This is a genomic window from Dokdonella immobilis (assembly GCF_900115085.1).
Classification (GTDB): Bacteria; Pseudomonadota; Gammaproteobacteria; order Xanthomonadales; family Rhodanobacteraceae; genus Dokdonella; species Dokdonella immobilis.
Map to the genome: position 1 here is coordinate 318585 of NZ_FOVF01000001.1, position 16949 is coordinate 335533.

At 63.7% G+C, this 16949-nt stretch carries 12 protein-coding genes and 1 tRNA gene; 3 read left to right on the forward strand and 10 right to left on the reverse strand.

Annotation, left to right across the window (positions count from 1 at the left end; translation table 11 throughout):
* The first annotated feature begins 67 nt into the window (after positions 1 to 67).
* The gene (locus BM125_RS01330; protein WP_092404103.1) at positions 68 to 1465 is read left to right on the forward strand and encodes a GntP family permease; all 1398 of its coding nucleotides are present in this window, start codon (positions 68 to 70) and stop codon (positions 1463 to 1465) included.
* A gap of 285 nt (positions 1466 to 1750) precedes the next feature.
* The gene (locus BM125_RS01335) at positions 1751 to 3190 is read left to right on the forward strand and encodes a hypothetical protein (RefSeq protein WP_139224807.1); all 1440 of its coding nucleotides are present in this window, start codon (positions 1751 to 1753) and stop codon (positions 3188 to 3190) included.
* Positions 3191 to 3213: 23 nt separating this feature from the next.
* On the opposite strand, the gene BM125_RS01340 is transcribed toward BM125_RS01335, so the two are convergent.
* Together BM125_RS01340 and BM125_RS01345 are read right to left on the reverse strand one after the other, a co-directional pair.
* The gene (locus BM125_RS01340; protein ID WP_092404105.1) at positions 3214 to 4614 is read right to left on the reverse strand and encodes a diguanylate cyclase domain-containing protein; all 1401 of its coding nucleotides are present in this window, start codon (positions 4612 to 4614) and stop codon (positions 3214 to 3216) included.
* The gene (locus BM125_RS01345; protein ID WP_092404154.1) at positions 4611 to 5492 is read right to left on the reverse strand and encodes a phosphate/phosphite/phosphonate ABC transporter substrate-binding protein; all 882 of its coding nucleotides are present in this window, start codon (positions 5490 to 5492) and stop codon (positions 4611 to 4613) included. The genes BM125_RS01340 and BM125_RS01345 overlap by 4 nt, the downstream gene beginning before the upstream one ends.
* A gap of 335 nt (positions 5493 to 5827) precedes the next feature.
* Between BM125_RS01345 and BM125_RS01350 the strand changes: the two genes are divergently transcribed.
* Positions 5828 to 6751: a YqhG/Tai3 family protein gene (locus tag BM125_RS01350; RefSeq protein ID WP_092404107.1), complete on the forward strand. Its 924-nt coding sequence runs from the start codon at positions 5828 to 5830 to the stop codon at positions 6749 to 6751.
* Between the two features lie 84 nt (positions 6752 to 6835).
* On the opposite strand, the gene pnp is transcribed toward BM125_RS01350, so the two are convergent.
* From pnp to BM125_RS01390, 8 genes are all read right to left on the reverse strand, one after another.
* Complete coding sequence (pnp, locus tag BM125_RS01355; protein ID WP_092404108.1) at positions 6836 to 8941, reverse strand: polyribonucleotide nucleotidyltransferase; 2106 nt, start codon at positions 8939 to 8941, stop codon at positions 6836 to 6838.
* Between the two features lie 178 nt (positions 8942 to 9119).
* Positions 9120 to 9389, reverse strand: a complete 270-nt coding sequence (gene rpsO / locus BM125_RS01360) for a 30S ribosomal protein S15 (protein WP_092404109.1) — start codon at positions 9387 to 9389, stop codon at positions 9120 to 9122.
* A gap of 167 nt (positions 9390 to 9556) precedes the next feature.
* Positions 9557 to 10471 carry a tRNA pseudouridine(55) synthase TruB gene (gene truB, locus BM125_RS01365; protein WP_092404155.1) on the reverse strand — a complete coding sequence of 305 codons (915 nt, stop codon included), beginning with the start codon at positions 10469 to 10471 and terminating at the stop codon, positions 9557 to 9559.
* Between the two features lie 8 nt (positions 10472 to 10479).
* A complete protein-coding gene (gene rbfA, locus BM125_RS01370) occupies positions 10480 to 10830 on the reverse strand; it encodes a 30S ribosome-binding factor RbfA (RefSeq protein ID WP_092404110.1) in 351 nt (116 codons plus the stop codon).
* Positions 10831 to 10937: 107 nt separating this feature from the next.
* The gene (infB, locus tag BM125_RS01375; RefSeq protein WP_092404111.1) at positions 10938 to 13562 is read right to left on the reverse strand and encodes a translation initiation factor IF-2; all 2625 of its coding nucleotides are present in this window, start codon (positions 13560 to 13562) and stop codon (positions 10938 to 10940) included.
* An 88-nt stretch (positions 13563 to 13650) separates the two neighbouring features.
* The gene (gene nusA / locus BM125_RS01380; RefSeq protein ID WP_092404112.1) at positions 13651 to 15135 is read right to left on the reverse strand and encodes a transcription termination factor NusA; all 1485 of its coding nucleotides are present in this window, start codon (positions 15133 to 15135) and stop codon (positions 13651 to 13653) included.
* Positions 15136 to 15168: 33 nt separating this feature from the next.
* Positions 15169 to 15696: a ribosome maturation factor RimP gene (gene rimP / locus BM125_RS01385; protein ID WP_245778751.1), complete on the reverse strand. Its 528-nt coding sequence runs from the start codon at positions 15694 to 15696 to the stop codon at positions 15169 to 15171.
* A gap of 156 nt (positions 15697 to 15852) precedes the next feature.
* Positions 15853 to 15929 (reverse strand) — tRNA-Met (locus tag BM125_RS01390).
* Between the last annotated feature and the right edge of the window lie 1020 nt (positions 15930 to 16949).

The window sequence follows — 16949 nt, forward strand, 5'->3', positions numbered from 1 at the left end:
GATCCGGACGACTCTGCCGATACTGCCCGGACGAAGCGCGCTGCGCGCCCCTGTCCGGAGTTCATGGATGTCCCTGTTGATCGTGCTGGCCGCGCTCGCATTCCTCATGTTGGTGGCCTACCGCGGCTACAGCGTCATCCTGTTCGCGCCGATCGCCGCGCTCGGCGCGGTCCTGCTGACCGATCCGGCGCTCGTGGCGCCGATGTTCACCGGCCTGTTCATGGAAAAGATGGTCGGCTTCCTCAAGCTGTACTTTCCGGTCTTCCTGCTGGGGGCGGTATTCGGCAAGCTGATCGAGATTTCCGGCTTCTCGAAATCGATCGTCGCGGCGACCATCCGCGTGGTCGGCGCGCAGCGCGCGATCTTCTCGATCGTGCTGGTCTGTGCGGTGCTGACCTACGGCGGCGTGTCGCTGTTCGTGGTCGTCTTCGCGGTCTATCCGTTCGCCGCCGAGCTGTTCCGCCAGAGCGACATCCCGAAGCGCCTGATTCCCGGCACGATCGCCCTCGGCGCGTTCACGTTCACGATGGATGCCCTGCCCGGCACGCCACAGATCCAGAACATCATTCCGAGCTCGTTCTTCGCCACGAGCGGCTGGGCGGCCCCGGTGCTCGGGATCCTTGGCGGCATCTTCATCCTGATCGTCGGCATGACCTATCTCGAATCACGTCGGCGCAAGGCGGCCCGGGCCGGCGAAGGGTACGGTGACAATCTCCTGAACGAACCGGCGCCGTTTGCCGGCGAACGGCTGGCCCACCCGTTGCTGGCGATCCTGCCGCTGATCCTGGTCGGGGTAGCCAATTTCCTCTTCACGCGCTGGATCCCCGAGCTCTACGGCGAGACCCAGTCCTTCGTGCCTTCGGTGATAGGGTCGGCTGAACCGATCGTGCAGAACGTCTCGCGGCTGGCCGCGATCTGGGCCGTGCTCGGCGCCCTGCTGGTCGGCATCCTCAGCGTGATCGCTTTGGCCTGGCGCCCGGTCATCGCCAGTTTCGCCGAGGGCACGAAGAACGCGATCGGCGGCGCCCTGCTCGCATCGATGAATACCGCCTCCGAATACGGCTTTGGCGCCGTGATCGCGGCCCTGCCGGGCTTTCTCGCCGTCGCGACGGCACTGCAGGCGATCCCGAACCCGCTCGTCAACGAGGCGATCTCGGTGACCGCCCTGGCCGGGATCACCGGCTCGGCCTCCGGCGGCATGAGCATCGCGCTGGCTGCCATGGCCGACAGCTTCATTGCCAACGCAAACGCTGCCGGCATTCCGATGGAAGTCCTGCACCGGGTCGCCGCGATGGCGTCCGGCGGCATGGACACGCTGCCGCACAACGGCGCCGTGATCACCCTGCTTGCGGTCACCGGGCTCAGCCACCGGCAAAGCTATCGCGACATCTTCGCGATCACGATCATCAAGACACTCTCTGTATTCGTCGTGATCTCGCTGTTCTACCTGACCGGCTGGGTCTGAAGCGAGCGTCATGCGGGACGGGCGACGCCGGGGCCCGCTTCGAATGTGAGCGGTTTGGCAGTTCGGGGCGGCACTGTGCACCATGCGTATTTCGCTCGCATGCCGATACTGACCCGGCGGATCGATCATGGCCGGGCCTGGCCAGCAGGCACGATCGGGGGGCGGCCTTCCCCGGAGGGATTCCAACCGATCGCCAGGCCTCGGTTCCATGCACATGCATCCGCATTCGCAGCGGCGTTGCCGCTTTCGCGCCATCCGGCTCCATCCCAGCAGAGGGACAACTTCATGCGAACCCTGACTCCAGCCATCATGGCCCTTATTGCGTTTGCTTCGAGCGCCCAGGCAGCCAGTTTCACGGTAACCACGACCGCCAGCAGCGGCCCGGGCTCATTCCGACAGGCCATCCTCGATTCGAATTCCCCGGTGGGCGGAATCCACACCATCGAATTCGGCGCAGGTTTTCCCGATCAGGGCGTGATTTCCCTCGATGCCGATCTTCCGCAGATCGCTTCCCAGGACCTGACCATCCTCGGCGGCACGAAGCAACCCGTGATCGACGGCCAATCGCTCCATCAGATGGTACGCGTCGGCAATGACACGACCACGCTGGCCCTGAGTGACCTGACCCTGGCCCGCGGCTTCGCCGCCGAGAAGGGTGGCTGCATCAATGCCGGCAGCGGCAACACGATCGGCGCGCTGCAACTGATGCGCGTCACCTTGAGCGAATGCCAGGCCAGCGGTCCCAGCCTGATCAGCGGCGGTGCCATCGCCTGGCAGCGCAGCGCCGGCACGATCTCCCTGATCGACAGCCGCCTGGTCGGCAACACGGTCACCGCCACCGCCGGCAACGGCGAGTCTTCGGGCGGCGCCATCTACACGACCGCGAGCCTCAGCGCTCTGCGCACGCTCTTCGAAAGCAATGCAGCCTTGTCGACCACAGGCGGTAGCGTTGGAGGTGCAATCCTGCTGCAAGGCAGCGGGCGCTCGAACTCGATCACCGAATCGACGTTTCGCTTCAATGCCGCCTCACCCGGAAGCAGTCTGCTGGGATACGGCGGCGCGGTCGCGCTTTCCTGTGACAACTGCACGGCACAGATCGTGCGCAGCTATCTTCGCGGCAATGCCGCCAATTTCGGCGGCGCCGTCTATGCGAGAAAGTCCAGTGCGGGCGCCACGGATGTCTACATCTCTTTGGCCAACTCGACCTTCTACAACAGCAGCGTCGTCGATCAGGGCGGCGCCGTCTGGATCAACGCCAGGGCCAGCCTGAGCGCATCCAACAACACGTTCTACAACGGCGATGCGACCAGCGGCGCGCATTTCGGATTCGCTCCGGACGCCGAGGTCAACTACTTCCGGGCAAATCTGCTCGCTCCGACCCTGCTGGGCAGCGCCTGCAGCGGCTCTCCGACGGTAACCAACACCACGTTTGTCGGCTTCAACCTGTTCTCCGACACGGGCTGTGCCGCACTGGAGGCGGGTGCATTGGCCAATGCACCTCTCGGCACGATCCTCGTCGACGAATCGCCGGGCATGGTCGGAGTGCTTCGCTTCGGCGGCAGCGCCGTTATCGACAGCATCGCCAACGGCACCATCTGTGAGCCGCGCGACGCCCGGTTCCAGGTTCGCCCGATCGACGGCGACGGAGACGGGATCGCACTCTGCGATGTCGGTGCCTATGAGGACCCGCGCGACGTGATCTTCGTCGACGACTTCGAAGCCTGAGGCCATTCAACCGGAGCGCGCGCTCACCCGGGTTCATCGGCGCCGCCCCCCCAAGGACGCACCTGCCCGTCTTCCCGGCCAGGTGCGTCGTGGCGGAAGCAGTAGCGATTCTTGCCAGCCCTCTTCGCGGCGTACATGGCGATATCGGCGGCCTTCATGAGCTGGGCTGCCGTTGTGCCGTCGGAGGGATAGAGGGCCAGGCCGAATGACGCACTGGAGACGATCTCTCGTCCGTCGATCGTGGTCGGCGCGCTGAATTCCTCCACCAGGCTGTCGGCCAGTCTGCGGACGATTTCAGTCAGCGGCCGGCCAGCACCCGGGACCGCCCGCGCGATCAGGATGAACTCGTCACCACCGAGCCTTGCCGGCTTGGTTTCGATCATTTCGTTCGCATTGACGACCTTGCGGAAGCGCTCGGCGAAACGCATCAGGATCTTGTCACCCGCATCGTGCCCAAACGAGTCGTTGACCGGCTTGAAGTCGTCCAGGTCTGCGAGGATCAGCGCGAACTCACCGATTTCCCGATCATTGACGTAGGCATCGAGCGCTTCCCGGAATGACCGCCGGTTGGCCAGTCCGGTCAGCGAGTCGGTATTGGCGATTCGGCGGATGTCGCGGTCCCGCCTGGAAACTACCTCGGTCATGCGGGCGAATGCCTGCACCAGTTCGCCGATTTCATCGCGCCTGTCGTGTCCAGGCAGACTGAGCTTCAGGTTACCTGCCTCGATCTCGCGCGCCGCATGGGCAAGGCGTCGTATCGGCCGGATCAGCACACGCTGCATGATCAGGCTGATGCCGATGCCGAGAACCAACGCCAGGGCCAGCAAGGCACCGACGCCGAGGACGTATCTTCGGCTGATCTCGCCAAGCCGCGCGCTCAATTCGCTCGATGCGTCTGCTTCGTAGCGCTGGACCGAGGCCAGCGTGTAGCCGATGCGCACGCCGCCAAGTTTCTCCCCGCCCAGCAGGATCGGCGAGGATACGTCGAGCATGTCGCCATTCTGCTGTATAAGCAGGTCGCCTGAGCGGATGATCGCGCCAGCGAGCCGATCGGACATCACCTGTCCATAGCTGGCGATGGCATCGGTACCATCATGGATGACCGCGCCTTCCGGGTCGTAGACCGTCACGTACTCGACATCCGGCTGCGCGCGCACGTCATCCACGATACGGCCGATGATTTCGAGATCGAAGTTGTACAGAGGGTTGACGAGGGCCTCGGCCGTGTTCGCGCCGACCGCGCGCGCCTGCTCGCGCAAACGTCCCACCACCAGTCGCTGGATCGACTCGCGGCTGAGCGAAAGGACTTCGTCCCGCATCGCCCATTGGCGCTGCAGCAGGGCGCCCAGGGCAAGCACCGCGATCAGCAGCGCGACCACGACAAGGGTCAGGAATCTTGCCTGCAAACCGAACCGGTAGGTCATTCGATTTCAACCCCGATCGTGGCAATGCCCTTGCGCAGGCGCTTCAGGTCGCGGCGATCCCGTTCGTCGAGATCGTAAAAGCGCATGGACAGGTGAAACCGGTCGAGCAGGCCTACCGCGGCCGGATCGTCCTTCATCGCCAGCAGCACCTCACGCAATCGCGCGCGCACCACCGGATCGAGGTCCTTGCGCACCACTTCGACCCCGCGCGGTACTTCTGCGCTTTCGCGAAGAACGACGAAATCGCTCTTGAAGAACTCGGGAACATGGGTTGGGTTGGTCCAGTCGAGATTGCTGACCGCACCGACATCGACCAGTCCCTTGTGCACCCAGGTCGCGATGTTGCGCTCGGTCCGCGCGAACACGTAGCCGACCGAGTTGGAAACCGGCGGATCGAACGGAGAGCCGAGGATCTCCATGGGCATGCCGCGATCGAGAATTTCCATCGAAGGGATGAAGTAGGCACTGGTCGACGTACGATTCTGGAACGCGATCCGATGGCCCCTCAGATCGTCGATCGATTTCACATCGCCGTCACGTCGCGCGAAATATACGGTGTGATAGCGGCGAACGCCGTTTCGATCGGAGATCAGGAACGGTTCGGCGCCCGCCCGTCGCTGCAGGAGCATGGCACCCCCGGCCGTTTCCGCAACCCAGTCGACGCGGCCTCGCCGGAGGTAGCTGGCCATCTGCAGGGCGTCACGCGCCATCAGGATCCGGCCTTCGCGAATGCCGACGTTGCCCATGCGGGCGACCACATAGTCGAGCAACGCCTTGGTTGGTTCGTACTGTGCCTTGGGGTCGTCACTGACACGGCCAAGGACCAGCGCCTTCGATGAATCCTCGGCACGCGCAAGCTTCAGCGGCGTGAGAGCCATTGCCAGCCCGACGACCAGGAGCAACAGGCAGCACGACGATCGAAACACGTGGATTCCTTGTCGTAACCGATGACAGCGTAGCCGAATCCAGGCTCCCGCGACACCGCCGCAAGCGGCCGCGTCCATTGGCTTTTCTCCTCGCCGGGCACCGCCGGGTGCCGTTCCGGTCCCATGGCTCTCTAGACAGCAATTTCCAAGCCAGGATCGGCTCTTGTAAATGACGCTCTGCCCCATCGCCAATCGGAGACTTCCGGGAATCCCTGCCTGCCACGCGTTCGCTTTCGCCTCACCCGGGCATTCCAGCCAGTACAACCCCGGCCAAGGAATCGAGAACAATGCGCAAGACACGGTGGTTTCCAGTCCTGATCCTCGCAGCGACGGCGCTCCCCTGCCTCGCCAACGACAGCGGAAAAGCCGCGGGCGAGGGTGTGATGAGCGGCGACATCGAACAGACGGCGGCTTCCGACAGGTTCAAGCCCACCCATTCCTATGCGTGGAAGGAAAGCCGGGGAGCAAAGCAGAACACGCTCATCTATCTGTTCGATCGGGACGTTCCAGCCGACCAGTGGGCCGATGCGGAAGACCGCAAGTCCGCGATTTCAGGATGGATGCTGGCCAACAAGGCGACCGTGGTCAGCTGGACTATCGACGAGGACGGCAAGGCCGACAGCGTGCAGTCCTGCGGATCCGACGGCAGCTGCCGGGCATCCGGCAACAGTGTCATGAATGGCATCGCAAGCCTCGTCGCCGATATCAAGGACGATGGCAAGGGTGGACTCAGCGGAACGCTGTCCCAGGGCAGTCCAGGCTGCGGCGACCAATGGTGTGAGGTTACCTCACGCTATTCGATCGATACGACACTGGCTCCACCGACCCTGCGCAATCGCCTCGCCAGTTCCGGAAAAACCGATTCGGCAGATGCGGCAACGGTACGCACGGCAGTGACGGCTTACTGGAAGGCCGCGGGCAGCGCAAAACGAAGTGACGATCTGACACCTTACTTCAGCGCCGAGCGAATCACGGAAAACCAGCGCCAGACTGCGCGCAACGGAAAGATGCTGGAGAGCATGTTCACGCAGGTATTCGTACCCGCGCATGGCGGACAACTCGAAATCACCGAGGTGCGCATTCTCGATGCTTCGGCGCTGGCCAGGGTCAAGACCCGGGTCGGCAGCGGGGACCAGGCGTACGACATGCAGTGCGGTCTGCTCCTGCGCAAGGAAGGCGGCAGTTGGAAGATCGGCGCGGAAGACTGCTGACCTGCCAGGTCGATCGGGGAGCGAGTCCCAAAGAAAAAGCGGGCCGAGGCCCGCTTTTTCATGTTCGACCCAGCGAGGTGCGAATCAGGCGCTGACGCCTTCGCCTTCCTCGACGGCCTTCATCGACAGGCGAATGCGGCCCTGCTTGTCGACCTCGAGTACCTTGACCTTGACGATATCGCCTTCCTTGAGCTTGTCGGAAACCTTCTCGACGCGCTCGTTGGAGATCTGCGATACGTGGACCAGGCCATCCTTGCCCGGCAGGATCGTCACGAACGCACCGAAGTCCATCAGCTTGGCCACCTTGCCTTCGTAGATGCGTCCCGGCTCGACGTCGGAAACGATCATCTCGATGCGCTTCTTGGCCTCGTCGGCCGCAGCGCGGTTGACCGAGGCGATGATGATGGTGCCGTCATCGGTGATGTCGATCGTGGTGCCGGTCTCCTCGGTGATCGAGCGGATCACTGAACCGCCCTTGCCGATCACTTCGCGGATCTTGTCCGGATGGATGCGCATGGTCAGCAGACGCGGGGCAAATTCGCTCATTTCCGTGCGTGCGGCACCGAGTGCCTTGTTCATCTCGCCGAGGATGTGCAGGCGACCCTGCTTGGCCTGGGCCAGCGCCACCTTCATGATTTCCTCGGTGATGCCGTCGATCTTGATGTCCATCTGCAGGGCGCTGATGCCGTCGGCACTGCCGGCGACCTTGAAATCCATGTCGCCGAGGTGGTCCTCGTCGCCGAGGATGTCGGAGAGCACGACGAAGTCATTGCCTTCCTTGACCAGGCCCATGGCGATGCCGGCCACTGGAGCCTTGAGTGGCACGCCGGCATCCATCATCGCCAGCGAGGAGCCGCAGACCGAGGCCATCGACGAGGAACCGTTCGACTCGGTGATCTCGGAAACCACGCGCAGGACATAGGGGAACTCTTCCATCGACGGCTTGACCGCAAGCACACCGCGCTTGGCCAGTCGGCCGTGGCCGATTTCGCGGCGCTTCGGACCCATCATGCGGCCCGCTTCGCCGACCGAATACGGAGGAAAGTTGTAGTGGAACAGGAACGGATCCTTCGACTCGCCTTCGACGGCGTCGATGATCTGGGCGTCGCGACCGGTGCCGAGGGTGACCGTGACCAGGGCCTGCGTCTCGCCGCGGGTGAACAGCGCCGAGCCGTGCGTGCGTGGCAGCACGCCCGTGCGGATCGTGATCGGGCGGACCGTGTCGAGCGCGCGTCCGTCGATGCGCTTCTTGGTGGCGAGCACCGAGGCGCGCAGCGTCGTGTACTCGAGCTCGGCAAATTCCTTGGCCAGGTCGCCGGCTGCCCAGCCATTGGCTTCGGCGTCGGCCTTGAGCCCGGCGATCACGTCCTTCTTGAGCGCGCCGATGGCATCGCGGCGTTCGATCTTGTCGACCACGGCATAGGCGGCCGTGAGGCGATCGCCGACCGCGTTCTTGATGGCGGCCGTAATGGCGGGGTCGCGCTCCGGCGCGGTCCAGGAGAACGACTTCTGCCCGACTTCGGCGACGAATTCGTTGATCGCCTGGATGGCCTGCTTGGCCGCATTGTGGCCGAACACGACCGCACCGAGCATGACGTCTTCACTGAGCAGCTTGGCTTCGGATTCGACCATCAACACCGCATTGGCGGTGCCGGCGACGACGAGTTCGAGCTCCGAGGTCTTCAGTTCGGTCGCGGTCGGCATCAGGATGTAGTTGCCGTTCGCGTAGCCGACCTTGGCGGCGCCGATCGGGCCGTTGAACGGCAAACCGGAGAGCGCGAGGGCGGCGGAGGCACCGAGCAGGGCCGGGATGTCGCCGTCGATTTCCGGGTTCATCGACATCACGGTGGCGATGATCTGCACTTCGTTGCGGAAGAACTCCGGGAACAGCGGGCGGATCGGACGGTCGATCAGGCGCGAGGTGAGGGTTTCCTTTTCGGTCTGGCGACCTTCGCGCTTGAAGAAGCCGCCCGGAATACGTCCACCTGCATAGAATTTTTCCTGGTAGTCGACCGTGAGCGGGAAGAAATCCTGCCCTTCGCGCGCCGACTTGGCGCCGACCGCGGTGACCAGCACGACGGTATCGCCGATCCTGACGAGGACGGCACCGCTGGCCTGGCGAGCGATTTCGCCCGTCTCCAGCGTGACCTGATGATTGCCGTACTGGAATGTCTTGGTTACTTTCGCCACGTTATTGGTGTCCTGTGAATTCTGCGCACGGCGGTGCCAACGAAGGCTCGCTCGCTCGTGCATCATATGAAAAGTGCGGCCACGGATGGCTGCTCTGGACTTCATCCAGACGCGAAGCGTTGATGCATGCACCAACGACTGTACTAGCCGCGTTCATGGACGAACGCACAAACACAGATTACCTACGCAGACCGAGGCGCTCGATCAGCGTCTTGTAGCGCTCGTTGTCCTTGCTCTTGAGGTAGTTGAGCAGGCGACGGCGCTGGTTGACCATTTTCAGGAGGCCACGACGCGAGTGGTGATCCTTGTCGTGATCCGAGAAATGCTTGGAAAGGTGCTCGATGCGGGCAGAGAGCAGCGCAACCTGGACTTCCGGAGAACCGGTGTCATTGGCGACGCGACCGTAATCGGCGATGATCTTGCTGGTGGTTTCTACGTTGAGCGACATGTTGATAAACCCTTATGGAACGAGGGCGAGGCTTGGGAACGGCCACCAGCCGGTGACGGTTTCCAAGCCCCGCAATGAAGTATTTGCCGGGAAAGCTGCCCATTTTAGCTGGCAAAGGTGCATCGCAACAAGTTCTATGCTGCCCTTGCCGCGGAAAAACCCGGCCATCAGCCCAGATTGAACCCGCGCAGCGTCCGCAACGTGCTGTCCGACCGAGCTTCTGCGATGGCCAGCAATTGCCCCGCGGCGGACTTCGCGACCCATGTTCCGGGCTCGAGCCGACGCTGGACCGGCTGGCCCTGACGCAGGCGCTGGCTTTCGGATTCATCCAGGACGACCACCGGATAGGCCTGCAAACCGGCCTCGACGGGGAGCAATCGCCGATCAAGGGCCGCCTCGCCTTCGCCTGCCAGCTGTTCGAGTTCGGTCAATGTCGTCATTTCCGGCGAATAAAATGGTTCGACCCAGAGGCGACGCAATTCGGTCACGTGCGCGCCGCATCCCAGTGCCTCGCCGAGATCCCTCACCAGACTGCGCACATAGGTACCGGATCCGCACTCGACATGCAGGCGAAGCCGGTCTGCCTCGCGTGAAATCAGTTCGAAACGGTGAACCTCGACCGGCCGCGGCTCGACCACCACGGTTTCGCCGCGTCGGGCCAACCGGTACAGCGGCTCGCCATCGCGTTTGAGCGCCGAATAGACCGGCGGTACCTGCAGGACGCGGCCGCGAAGCGCCGACAACGCCTGTTCGATCCGCGCGTCGTCGAGTTCGGGAACGGCGCGGGTCTCGACCACGGCGCCGTGGGCGTCGGCGCTGTCAGTGACGATGCCGAGCCGGCACACCGTTTCGTAGGCCTTGCGCGAGCCGAGCAGGAGGCCGGCGATCTTGGTGGCCTCGCCGAAACAAAGCGGCAACAGCCCGGTTGCCAACGGGTCGAGGCTACCGGTGTGACCGCCCTTGGCCGCTGCATAGAGATGGCGAACCTTCTGCAAGGCCTGGTTCGAACTGAGCCCTTCCGGCTTGTCGAGCAGGAGCAGGCCGTGGACGTCCCGCCAGCGTTTCTTCGCCGGTCTGGTCACGCGCGGCCTCAATCGTCCTTCGGCGGGTTCTCGCGCAGCAGCGATTCGATGCGTTCGCCACGATCGACCGAATCGTCGTAGTAGAAACGGATCTCCGGCACGCGGCGCATCTTCAACGTGCGCGAGAGCTCGCGGCGGAACTCGAAGGCCATCTCGTTGAGGGCCTTGACCGCGACCGTCGATTGCTCGGAAAGCAGCGTGGTCACGAAAACCTTGGCCACATCGAGATCCTTGGTCACCTCGACATCGGAAACGCTGACCGAGGGCAATGCATGGTCGCGCACCGCCTGGTGCACGAGCACGGCGATCTCCTTGCGCAACTGCACGGCGACACGATCGGAACGGGTGAAATCGGCCATGGCTTGCCTCCGGGATTCGGGATTGGAGATTCGGGATTCGGAAAGCGGGGTCGCGGCGGGATTCAGCACCTTCGAATCCCGAATCCCGAATCCCTAATCCCGGCTTCTCACAACGTCCGCTGCACTTCGATGCGCTCGAAGCACTCGATCTGGTCGCCGGCCTTGACGTCGTTGTACTGCTTGACGGCGATGCCGCACTCGGTGCCGTTGCGCACCTCGTCGACCAATTCCTTGAAGCGGCGCAGCGACTCGAGTTCGCCTTCGAAGATCACCGTGCTGTCGCGCAGGACGCGGATCGGCTTGTTGCGCTTGACCGTACCCTCGACCACCATGCAGCCGGCGACGGCGCCGAACTTCGACGAACGGAATACGTCGCGGACCTCGGCGATGCCGATGATTTCCTCGCGGATCTCGACACCGAGCAGGCCGGTGGCGACCTGCTTCACCTGATCGATCACGTCGTAGATGATCGAGAAATAGCGCAGGTCTAGTCCGCTCGATTCGACGACGCGACGGGCCGCTGCGTCCGCACGCACGTTGAAGCCGATGATCGTGGCCTTCGACGAGGCCGCACGGGTCGCGTCGGATTCGGTGATGCCACCGACGCCGGACGAGATCACGTTGATCTTGATCATGTCGTTGCTCAGCGCGGTCAGGGACTGCACCAGCGCTTCGGTGGAACCCTGCACGTCGGCCTTGATGACGAGGTTCAGCGAAAGCTGGCCCTCGCCGCCCTGGCCCATCTGCGCCAGCACGTCTTCCATGCGGTTGCCGGCGGCCTGGACCAGGCGCGTCTCGCGGCGCTTGGCATCACGCTGGCTGGCGACATCCTTGGCCAGGCGGTCGTCCGCGACGACGACAAAATCGTCGCCGGCTTCGGGCACGCCGGAGAGTCCGAGCAGCTGCACCGGAATGGACGGACCGGCTTCATCGATCTGCTTGCCGTTCTCGTCGAACAGGGCGCGCACGCGACCGTATTCGACGCCGCAGACGACGAAGTCGCCCTTCTTCAGCGTGCCCTGCTGGACCAGCACCGTGGCGACCGGACCGCGGCCCTTGTCGAGGCTCGATTCGATCACGGCGCCGGAAGCGCGGCCCTCGCGAACGGCCTTGAGTTCCATCAGTTCGGCCTGCAGCGAGATCGCTTCGAGCAGGGCGTCGACACCGGCGCCGGTCTTGGCCGACAGCGGCACAAACTGCACGTCGCCACCCCAGTCCTCGGGAACGACCTCGTGCTGGATCAGGCCCTGCTTGACGTTTTCCGGGTTCGCTTCCGGCTTGTCCATCTTGTTGACCGCGACGATCAGCGGCACCTTGGCGGCGCGCGCATGCTTGATCGCTTCGACCGTCTGCGGCTTGACGCCGTCATCGGCGGCGACGACAAGAATGACGATGTCCGTTGCCTGGGCACCACGCTGGCGCATCGAGGTGAACGCGGCATGGCCCGGGGTATCGAGGAAGGTAATCACGCCTTTCGGGGTTTCCACGTGATAGGCGCCGATGTGCTGGGTGATGCCACCTGCTTCGCCGGCTGCGATCTTGGTGCGTCGGATCGTGTCGAGCAGCGAGGTCTTGCCATGGTCGACATGGCCCATGATCGTCACGACTGGCGGGCGCGCAACGGCCTCGCCCGTGACTTCAGCGTGCGCCAGCAGGCTGACTTCGGCATCCGTTTCCGCGGCCTTCACCGCCGTGTGGCCCATCTCCTCGACGACCAGTTGCGCGGTGTCGTGATCGATGACCTGGTTGATCGTGGCCATGACACCCATCTTGAACAGGGTCTTGACCACTTCGGCGCCCTTGACCGCCATGCGCTGGGCAAGATCGGCGACGCTGATCGTCTCGCCGATCTGGACCTCGCGAACGACTGGCGCCGACGGCCGGGAAAAGCCATGCGCACCCGACGAGCGCGATTGCTCGAGCGGACGGGCGCGCGGCTTCTTGCGGCCGGTGCGGCGTGCGCTGCCCTCCTGGGACAGGTGCAATTCATTGCCGAAGTACTTCTTGGACGGCGTCGCGCCTTCACCATCGCGGCCACGATGACTACCGGCATGCTTGGGCTTGCTGTGCCGGCCAGCGCTCTCGCCCGCGCGATCTTCGCTGCGTCGCGGCCGTTCGACCGGGACCTCGGCGACCGGCGCCACGGCTTCGGAGGCAAGCACGGCCGGATCGATCACCTCGTCCTGCTGCCTGGTCCTGGCTTCGGCGGCGGCAGCGGCTGCTCGCGCCTCTTCCTCGGCCTTCAGGCGAGCTTCTTCTGCAGCCTTCTGGCGTGCTTCCTCTTCCTGGCGGCGGCGCTCGGTTTCCTGGCGCGCCTGCTCCTCGGCATCACGCTTGGCCTGCGATTCCTCGAGCTTGCGCAGGGCGTCCTCGCGCTCGGGATCGAGCACCTTGCCCTGGTCCTCGACGACGCTGCGTTTCACATACGTGCGCTTCTGCCGAACCTCGACATTGACCGTCTTGGTCGCGGCGCCGCGCTGTCCCGGATTGACGGTCAGTTCGCTGACAGTGCGACGCTTCAGGGTCACCTGCTTGGGCGCGCTGTCCTCGCCTGCGGTCTCGCGCTTGCCATGATTGCGGCGCAGGAAGCCGAGCAGCTTGACCTTCTCCTTGCTGCTGATCGACTGCTCCGGGTCGGAGAACTTCATCCCGGCTTCCTCGAGCTGCGCGAGCAGCTTGTCGACCGGGGTGGCCAGCACCGTGGCCAACTGCTTGATTGTTACGTCCGACATACCTTTGTACTCCTGACCTACCCGCGATTGCCTCACCTTTGTCACTGCTCCGCGGCAGGCCAGCCTGCCGCGGTCGGTAGCGACGAGATCAGGTCTCGCGTGCTGCCATAATCAATTCCGCCGCGCGATCCTCGTCGACACCCTCGATGGCCAGCTCGACCAGTTCGTCGGTGGCCAGATCGGCGAGGTTTTCGCGAGTCACGATGCCGTGCTGGGCCAACTCGTAGGCGAGCGCCTCGTCCATGGTTTCCAACTCGAGCAGATCCTCCGCCGGCTTGTGTTCCTCGATCTCTTCCTCGACGGCCAGTGCATCGGTCAGCAAGGCATCGCGGGCACGGGCGCGCAGTTCCTCGACGATATCCTCGTCGAAGCCGTCGATCGCGAGCAGTTCCGCGGTCGGCACGTAGGCGATTTCCTCGACCGTCGAAAAACCTTCCTGGACGAGGATCTGGGCGATCTCGTTGTCGACCTCGAGCTTCTCGACGAACAGCGTGCGTGCCGCTTCCTGCTCGCTCTCGCTCTTCTCGCGAACCTGGTCGGCGGTCATCACGTTGAGCTGCCAGCCAGAAAGCTTGCTGGCAAGGCGCACGTTCTGGCCGCCGCGACCGATCGCCTGGGACAGCTTGTCCTCGGCGACGGCGATGTCCATCGAGTGCTTTTCCTCGTCGACGATGATCGACTGCACCTCGGCCGGCGCCATTGCGTTGATGACGAACTGGGCATTGTTCTCGTTCCAGAGCACGATGTCGATGCGCTCGCCGTTGAGCTCGTTCGAAACCGCCTGCACGCGCGAACCGCGCATGCCGATGCAGGCACCGATCGGATCGGTGCGATGGTCGTGGGCGAGCACGGCGATCTTGGCGCGGTCGCCCGGATCGCGGGCACAGGCCTTGATCTCGACCAGCCCCTGGCCGACTTCGGGAACCTCGAGCTTGAACAGCTCGATCATGAATTCGGGGGCGGTGCGCGAAATGAAGAGCTGCGGGCCACGCGGCTCGGAACGCACTTCGTAGAGATAGCCGCGGACCCGGTCGCCGGCGCGAACCGCTTCGCGTGGAATCGCCTTGTCGCGCGGGATGAACGCCTCGGCATTGCCACCGAGATCGATGTAGAGGTTGCCGCGCTCGACGCGCTTGACGATACCGGTGATCAGTTCGCCGACCCGATCGGCATAGGCATCGACGATCTGGGCCCGCTCGGCCTCGCGCACGCGCTGCACGATGACCTGCTTGGCGGCTTGCGCCGCGATGCGGCCGAACTCGGGATTCTCGATCTGCTCCTCGATGAACTCGCCGACCTCGCAGCCGGGCTTTTCGTCGAGCGCGTCCATCAGGCGGATCTGCCAATCGGGCGATTCCATGACGACGTCGTCGGCGACGATTTCCCAGCGCCGGAAGGTCTCGTACTCGCCCGAGTGCTTGTCGATCGAGACACGCGCGAGGATATCCTCGTTCGGATAGCGCTTCTTCGCCGCGGAGGCGAGCGCCGCTTCCATCGCCTCGAAAATGACGTCCTTGGGAACGCCCTTTTCGTTCGCGACCGCATCGACCACCAGCAACAATTCTTTGCTCATCTACTCAGCTCCCGAGAAACCGCCAGGGCGGCCTCACCTGTGTTTCGAACCGCGCTTGCGCGATCCGCTGTCCTGATTCCTGGCACCTTTCGCGCCGATTCCAAGCGCCGCATAGTCCGGCACGAGCTTGGCCTTGACCACGTTGGCATGCGCAATCACCACGTCCTTGCCATCCTGGTCGAGATGGATGCGATCACCTTCCACGGCCTTGATCACGCCCTGGAAGCGATGTCGGCCCTCGATTGGCAGGGCCACATTGACCTTCGCCTCGCTACCGACGAATCGCGTGAAATGCTCAAGCGTGAACAACGGTCGATCGATGCCGGGCGAGGACACCTCGAGGGTGTAGCGCCCCTCGATCGGATCGTTGACGTCGAGCAGCGCGGAGATTTCCCGACTGACGCGCTCGCAATCCTCGATCGCCACCGGCCGGCCCGGCGCATCGATGATGACGCGCAACAGGCTGCTGCCCCGGCTCGGACTGAATTCGATACCGACGAATTCCAGGCCAAGATCGGTCACCAGCGGCTTCAGGAGTTCATTGAGTTTCTCGTTCGTCACTGCGACCGACCGCTCCGCTGCAAATCCCGCCAAAAAAAAAATGGGCGCAAGGCCCATTCCATAGTTCACCGTTGTCTTGCTTCCCAGGCATCGGTGCTCGCGCTTCCTGCGCTTTCCTTGCAGAAGGGCCACCGAAGTGGCCCTTCGCAGGAAACCTGGTAGCGGGGGCAGGATTTGAACCTGCGACCTTCGGGTTATGAGCCCGACGAGCTGCCAGACTGCTCCACCCCGCATCAGAGCCGCGCATTGTATCGACGTGGCATGAATCGCGCAAGGCGATTGTCGTGAGGACCATGCTTTTGCCGGTTTGCCGGCATCCGGCTGCGTTTCCGCTGGGTCGGCGAGTGCGCAAATCATGAATCGGAGATGACCGCGCATCCAGGACGATCGCTGCCAGCGCGGTATCAATTGGGGGTCCTGGCCATGCCATTCAAGCCGGTCGACCCGTTCTGCAACGGCGGCATTTCTTTCAGCCCGGTGATTGGCGCTCGAATCCAAGCCGATAGCTGTTCCTGGATGCCCGGTAGCCGCGGACAATCAGCCTGCCGGCGTTCCGGAGAACGGGATTTGTCGCTGGTTTGTTTCGGCAGCGCCTCCTTTTCGTCGAGGTCCGAACTGGTTTTTACCGGTCCGGCCTTCAGCCGCAGCGCTTTGCCGACAAGTTCAAATTCCCGAACCGTCGTCCCTGCCCTTCGACCGGCTCAAGGCAGGCCGGACTTCGTCCGGGGCGGGACCCAGTGACTCTAGCTTTGCGCACGGTTGGACATCGCTGCGCGGCGCATTCTTGGACTTGAAGCAAAGTTTTCACTCGCCTGCGGCGAGCGACCCACTCCTCTGCCACTGTAGGAGCGCCTTCAGGCGCGATGCTTTCCTGCACGCTTCGAACTTCTACATCGTCGTCCCTGCGCAGGCAGGAATCTTTTGACTCGGCTTCTGCGCATGTTCGTGCATCGCTACGTGGCGCGAGATGTGTCGATCCAGTGCCAAGCTTTCACTCGCCTGCGGCGAGCGAGTTACTTTCTCTTGCGTGGCCAAGAGAAAGTAACCAAAGAGAAGGCCACCCCAAAACGGTGGTCTCCGGGCATCCTGCCCTGCGACTTCGCGGCCAGGCTGCGGGGGTTCGCTGACAGCACCTCCATGTGCTGGCAGCGAACTGGGCGCAATCCATTGCGCCCACCCTGCGGGCCTTTCCTTCGCCCAGTCGCCACCGCTTACGGGGCCCGGTTAGCGCGCATCCTGCGCGCCAGAGCGAA

Bases quoted from the DNA above. Each gene is read 5' to 3' on its own strand.
- nusA (WP_092404112.1), bottom strand. From the start codon at position 15,135: ATGAGCAAAGAATTGTTGCTGGTGGTCGATGCGGTCGCGAACGAAAAG.
- BM125_RS01335 (WP_139224807.1), top strand. From the start codon at position 1,751: ATGCGAACCCTGACTCCAGCCATCATGGCCCTTATTGCGTTTGCTTCG.
- BM125_RS01340 (WP_092404105.1), bottom strand. From the start codon at position 4,614: ATGACCTACCGGTTCGGTTTGCAGGCAAGATTCCTGACCCTTGTCGTG.
- BM125_RS01345 (WP_092404154.1), bottom strand. From the start codon at position 5,492: ATGGCTCTCACGCCGCTGAAGCTTGCGCGTGCCGAGGATTCATCGAAG.
- BM125_RS01330 (WP_092404103.1), top strand. From the start codon at position 68: ATGTCCCTGTTGATCGTGCTGGCCGCGCTCGCATTCCTCATGTTGGTG.
- infB (WP_092404111.1), bottom strand. From the start codon at position 13,562: ATGTCGGACGTAACAATCAAGCAGTTGGCCACGGTGCTGGCCACCCCG.
- rpsO (WP_092404109.1), bottom strand. From the start codon at position 9,389: ATGTCGCTCAACGTAGAAACCACCAGCAAGATCATCGCCGATTACGGT.
- rbfA (WP_092404110.1), bottom strand. From the start codon at position 10,830: ATGGCCGATTTCACCCGTTCCGATCGTGTCGCCGTGCAGTTGCGCAAG.
- BM125_RS01350 (WP_092404107.1), top strand. From the start codon at position 5,828: ATGCGCAAGACACGGTGGTTTCCAGTCCTGATCCTCGCAGCGACGGCG.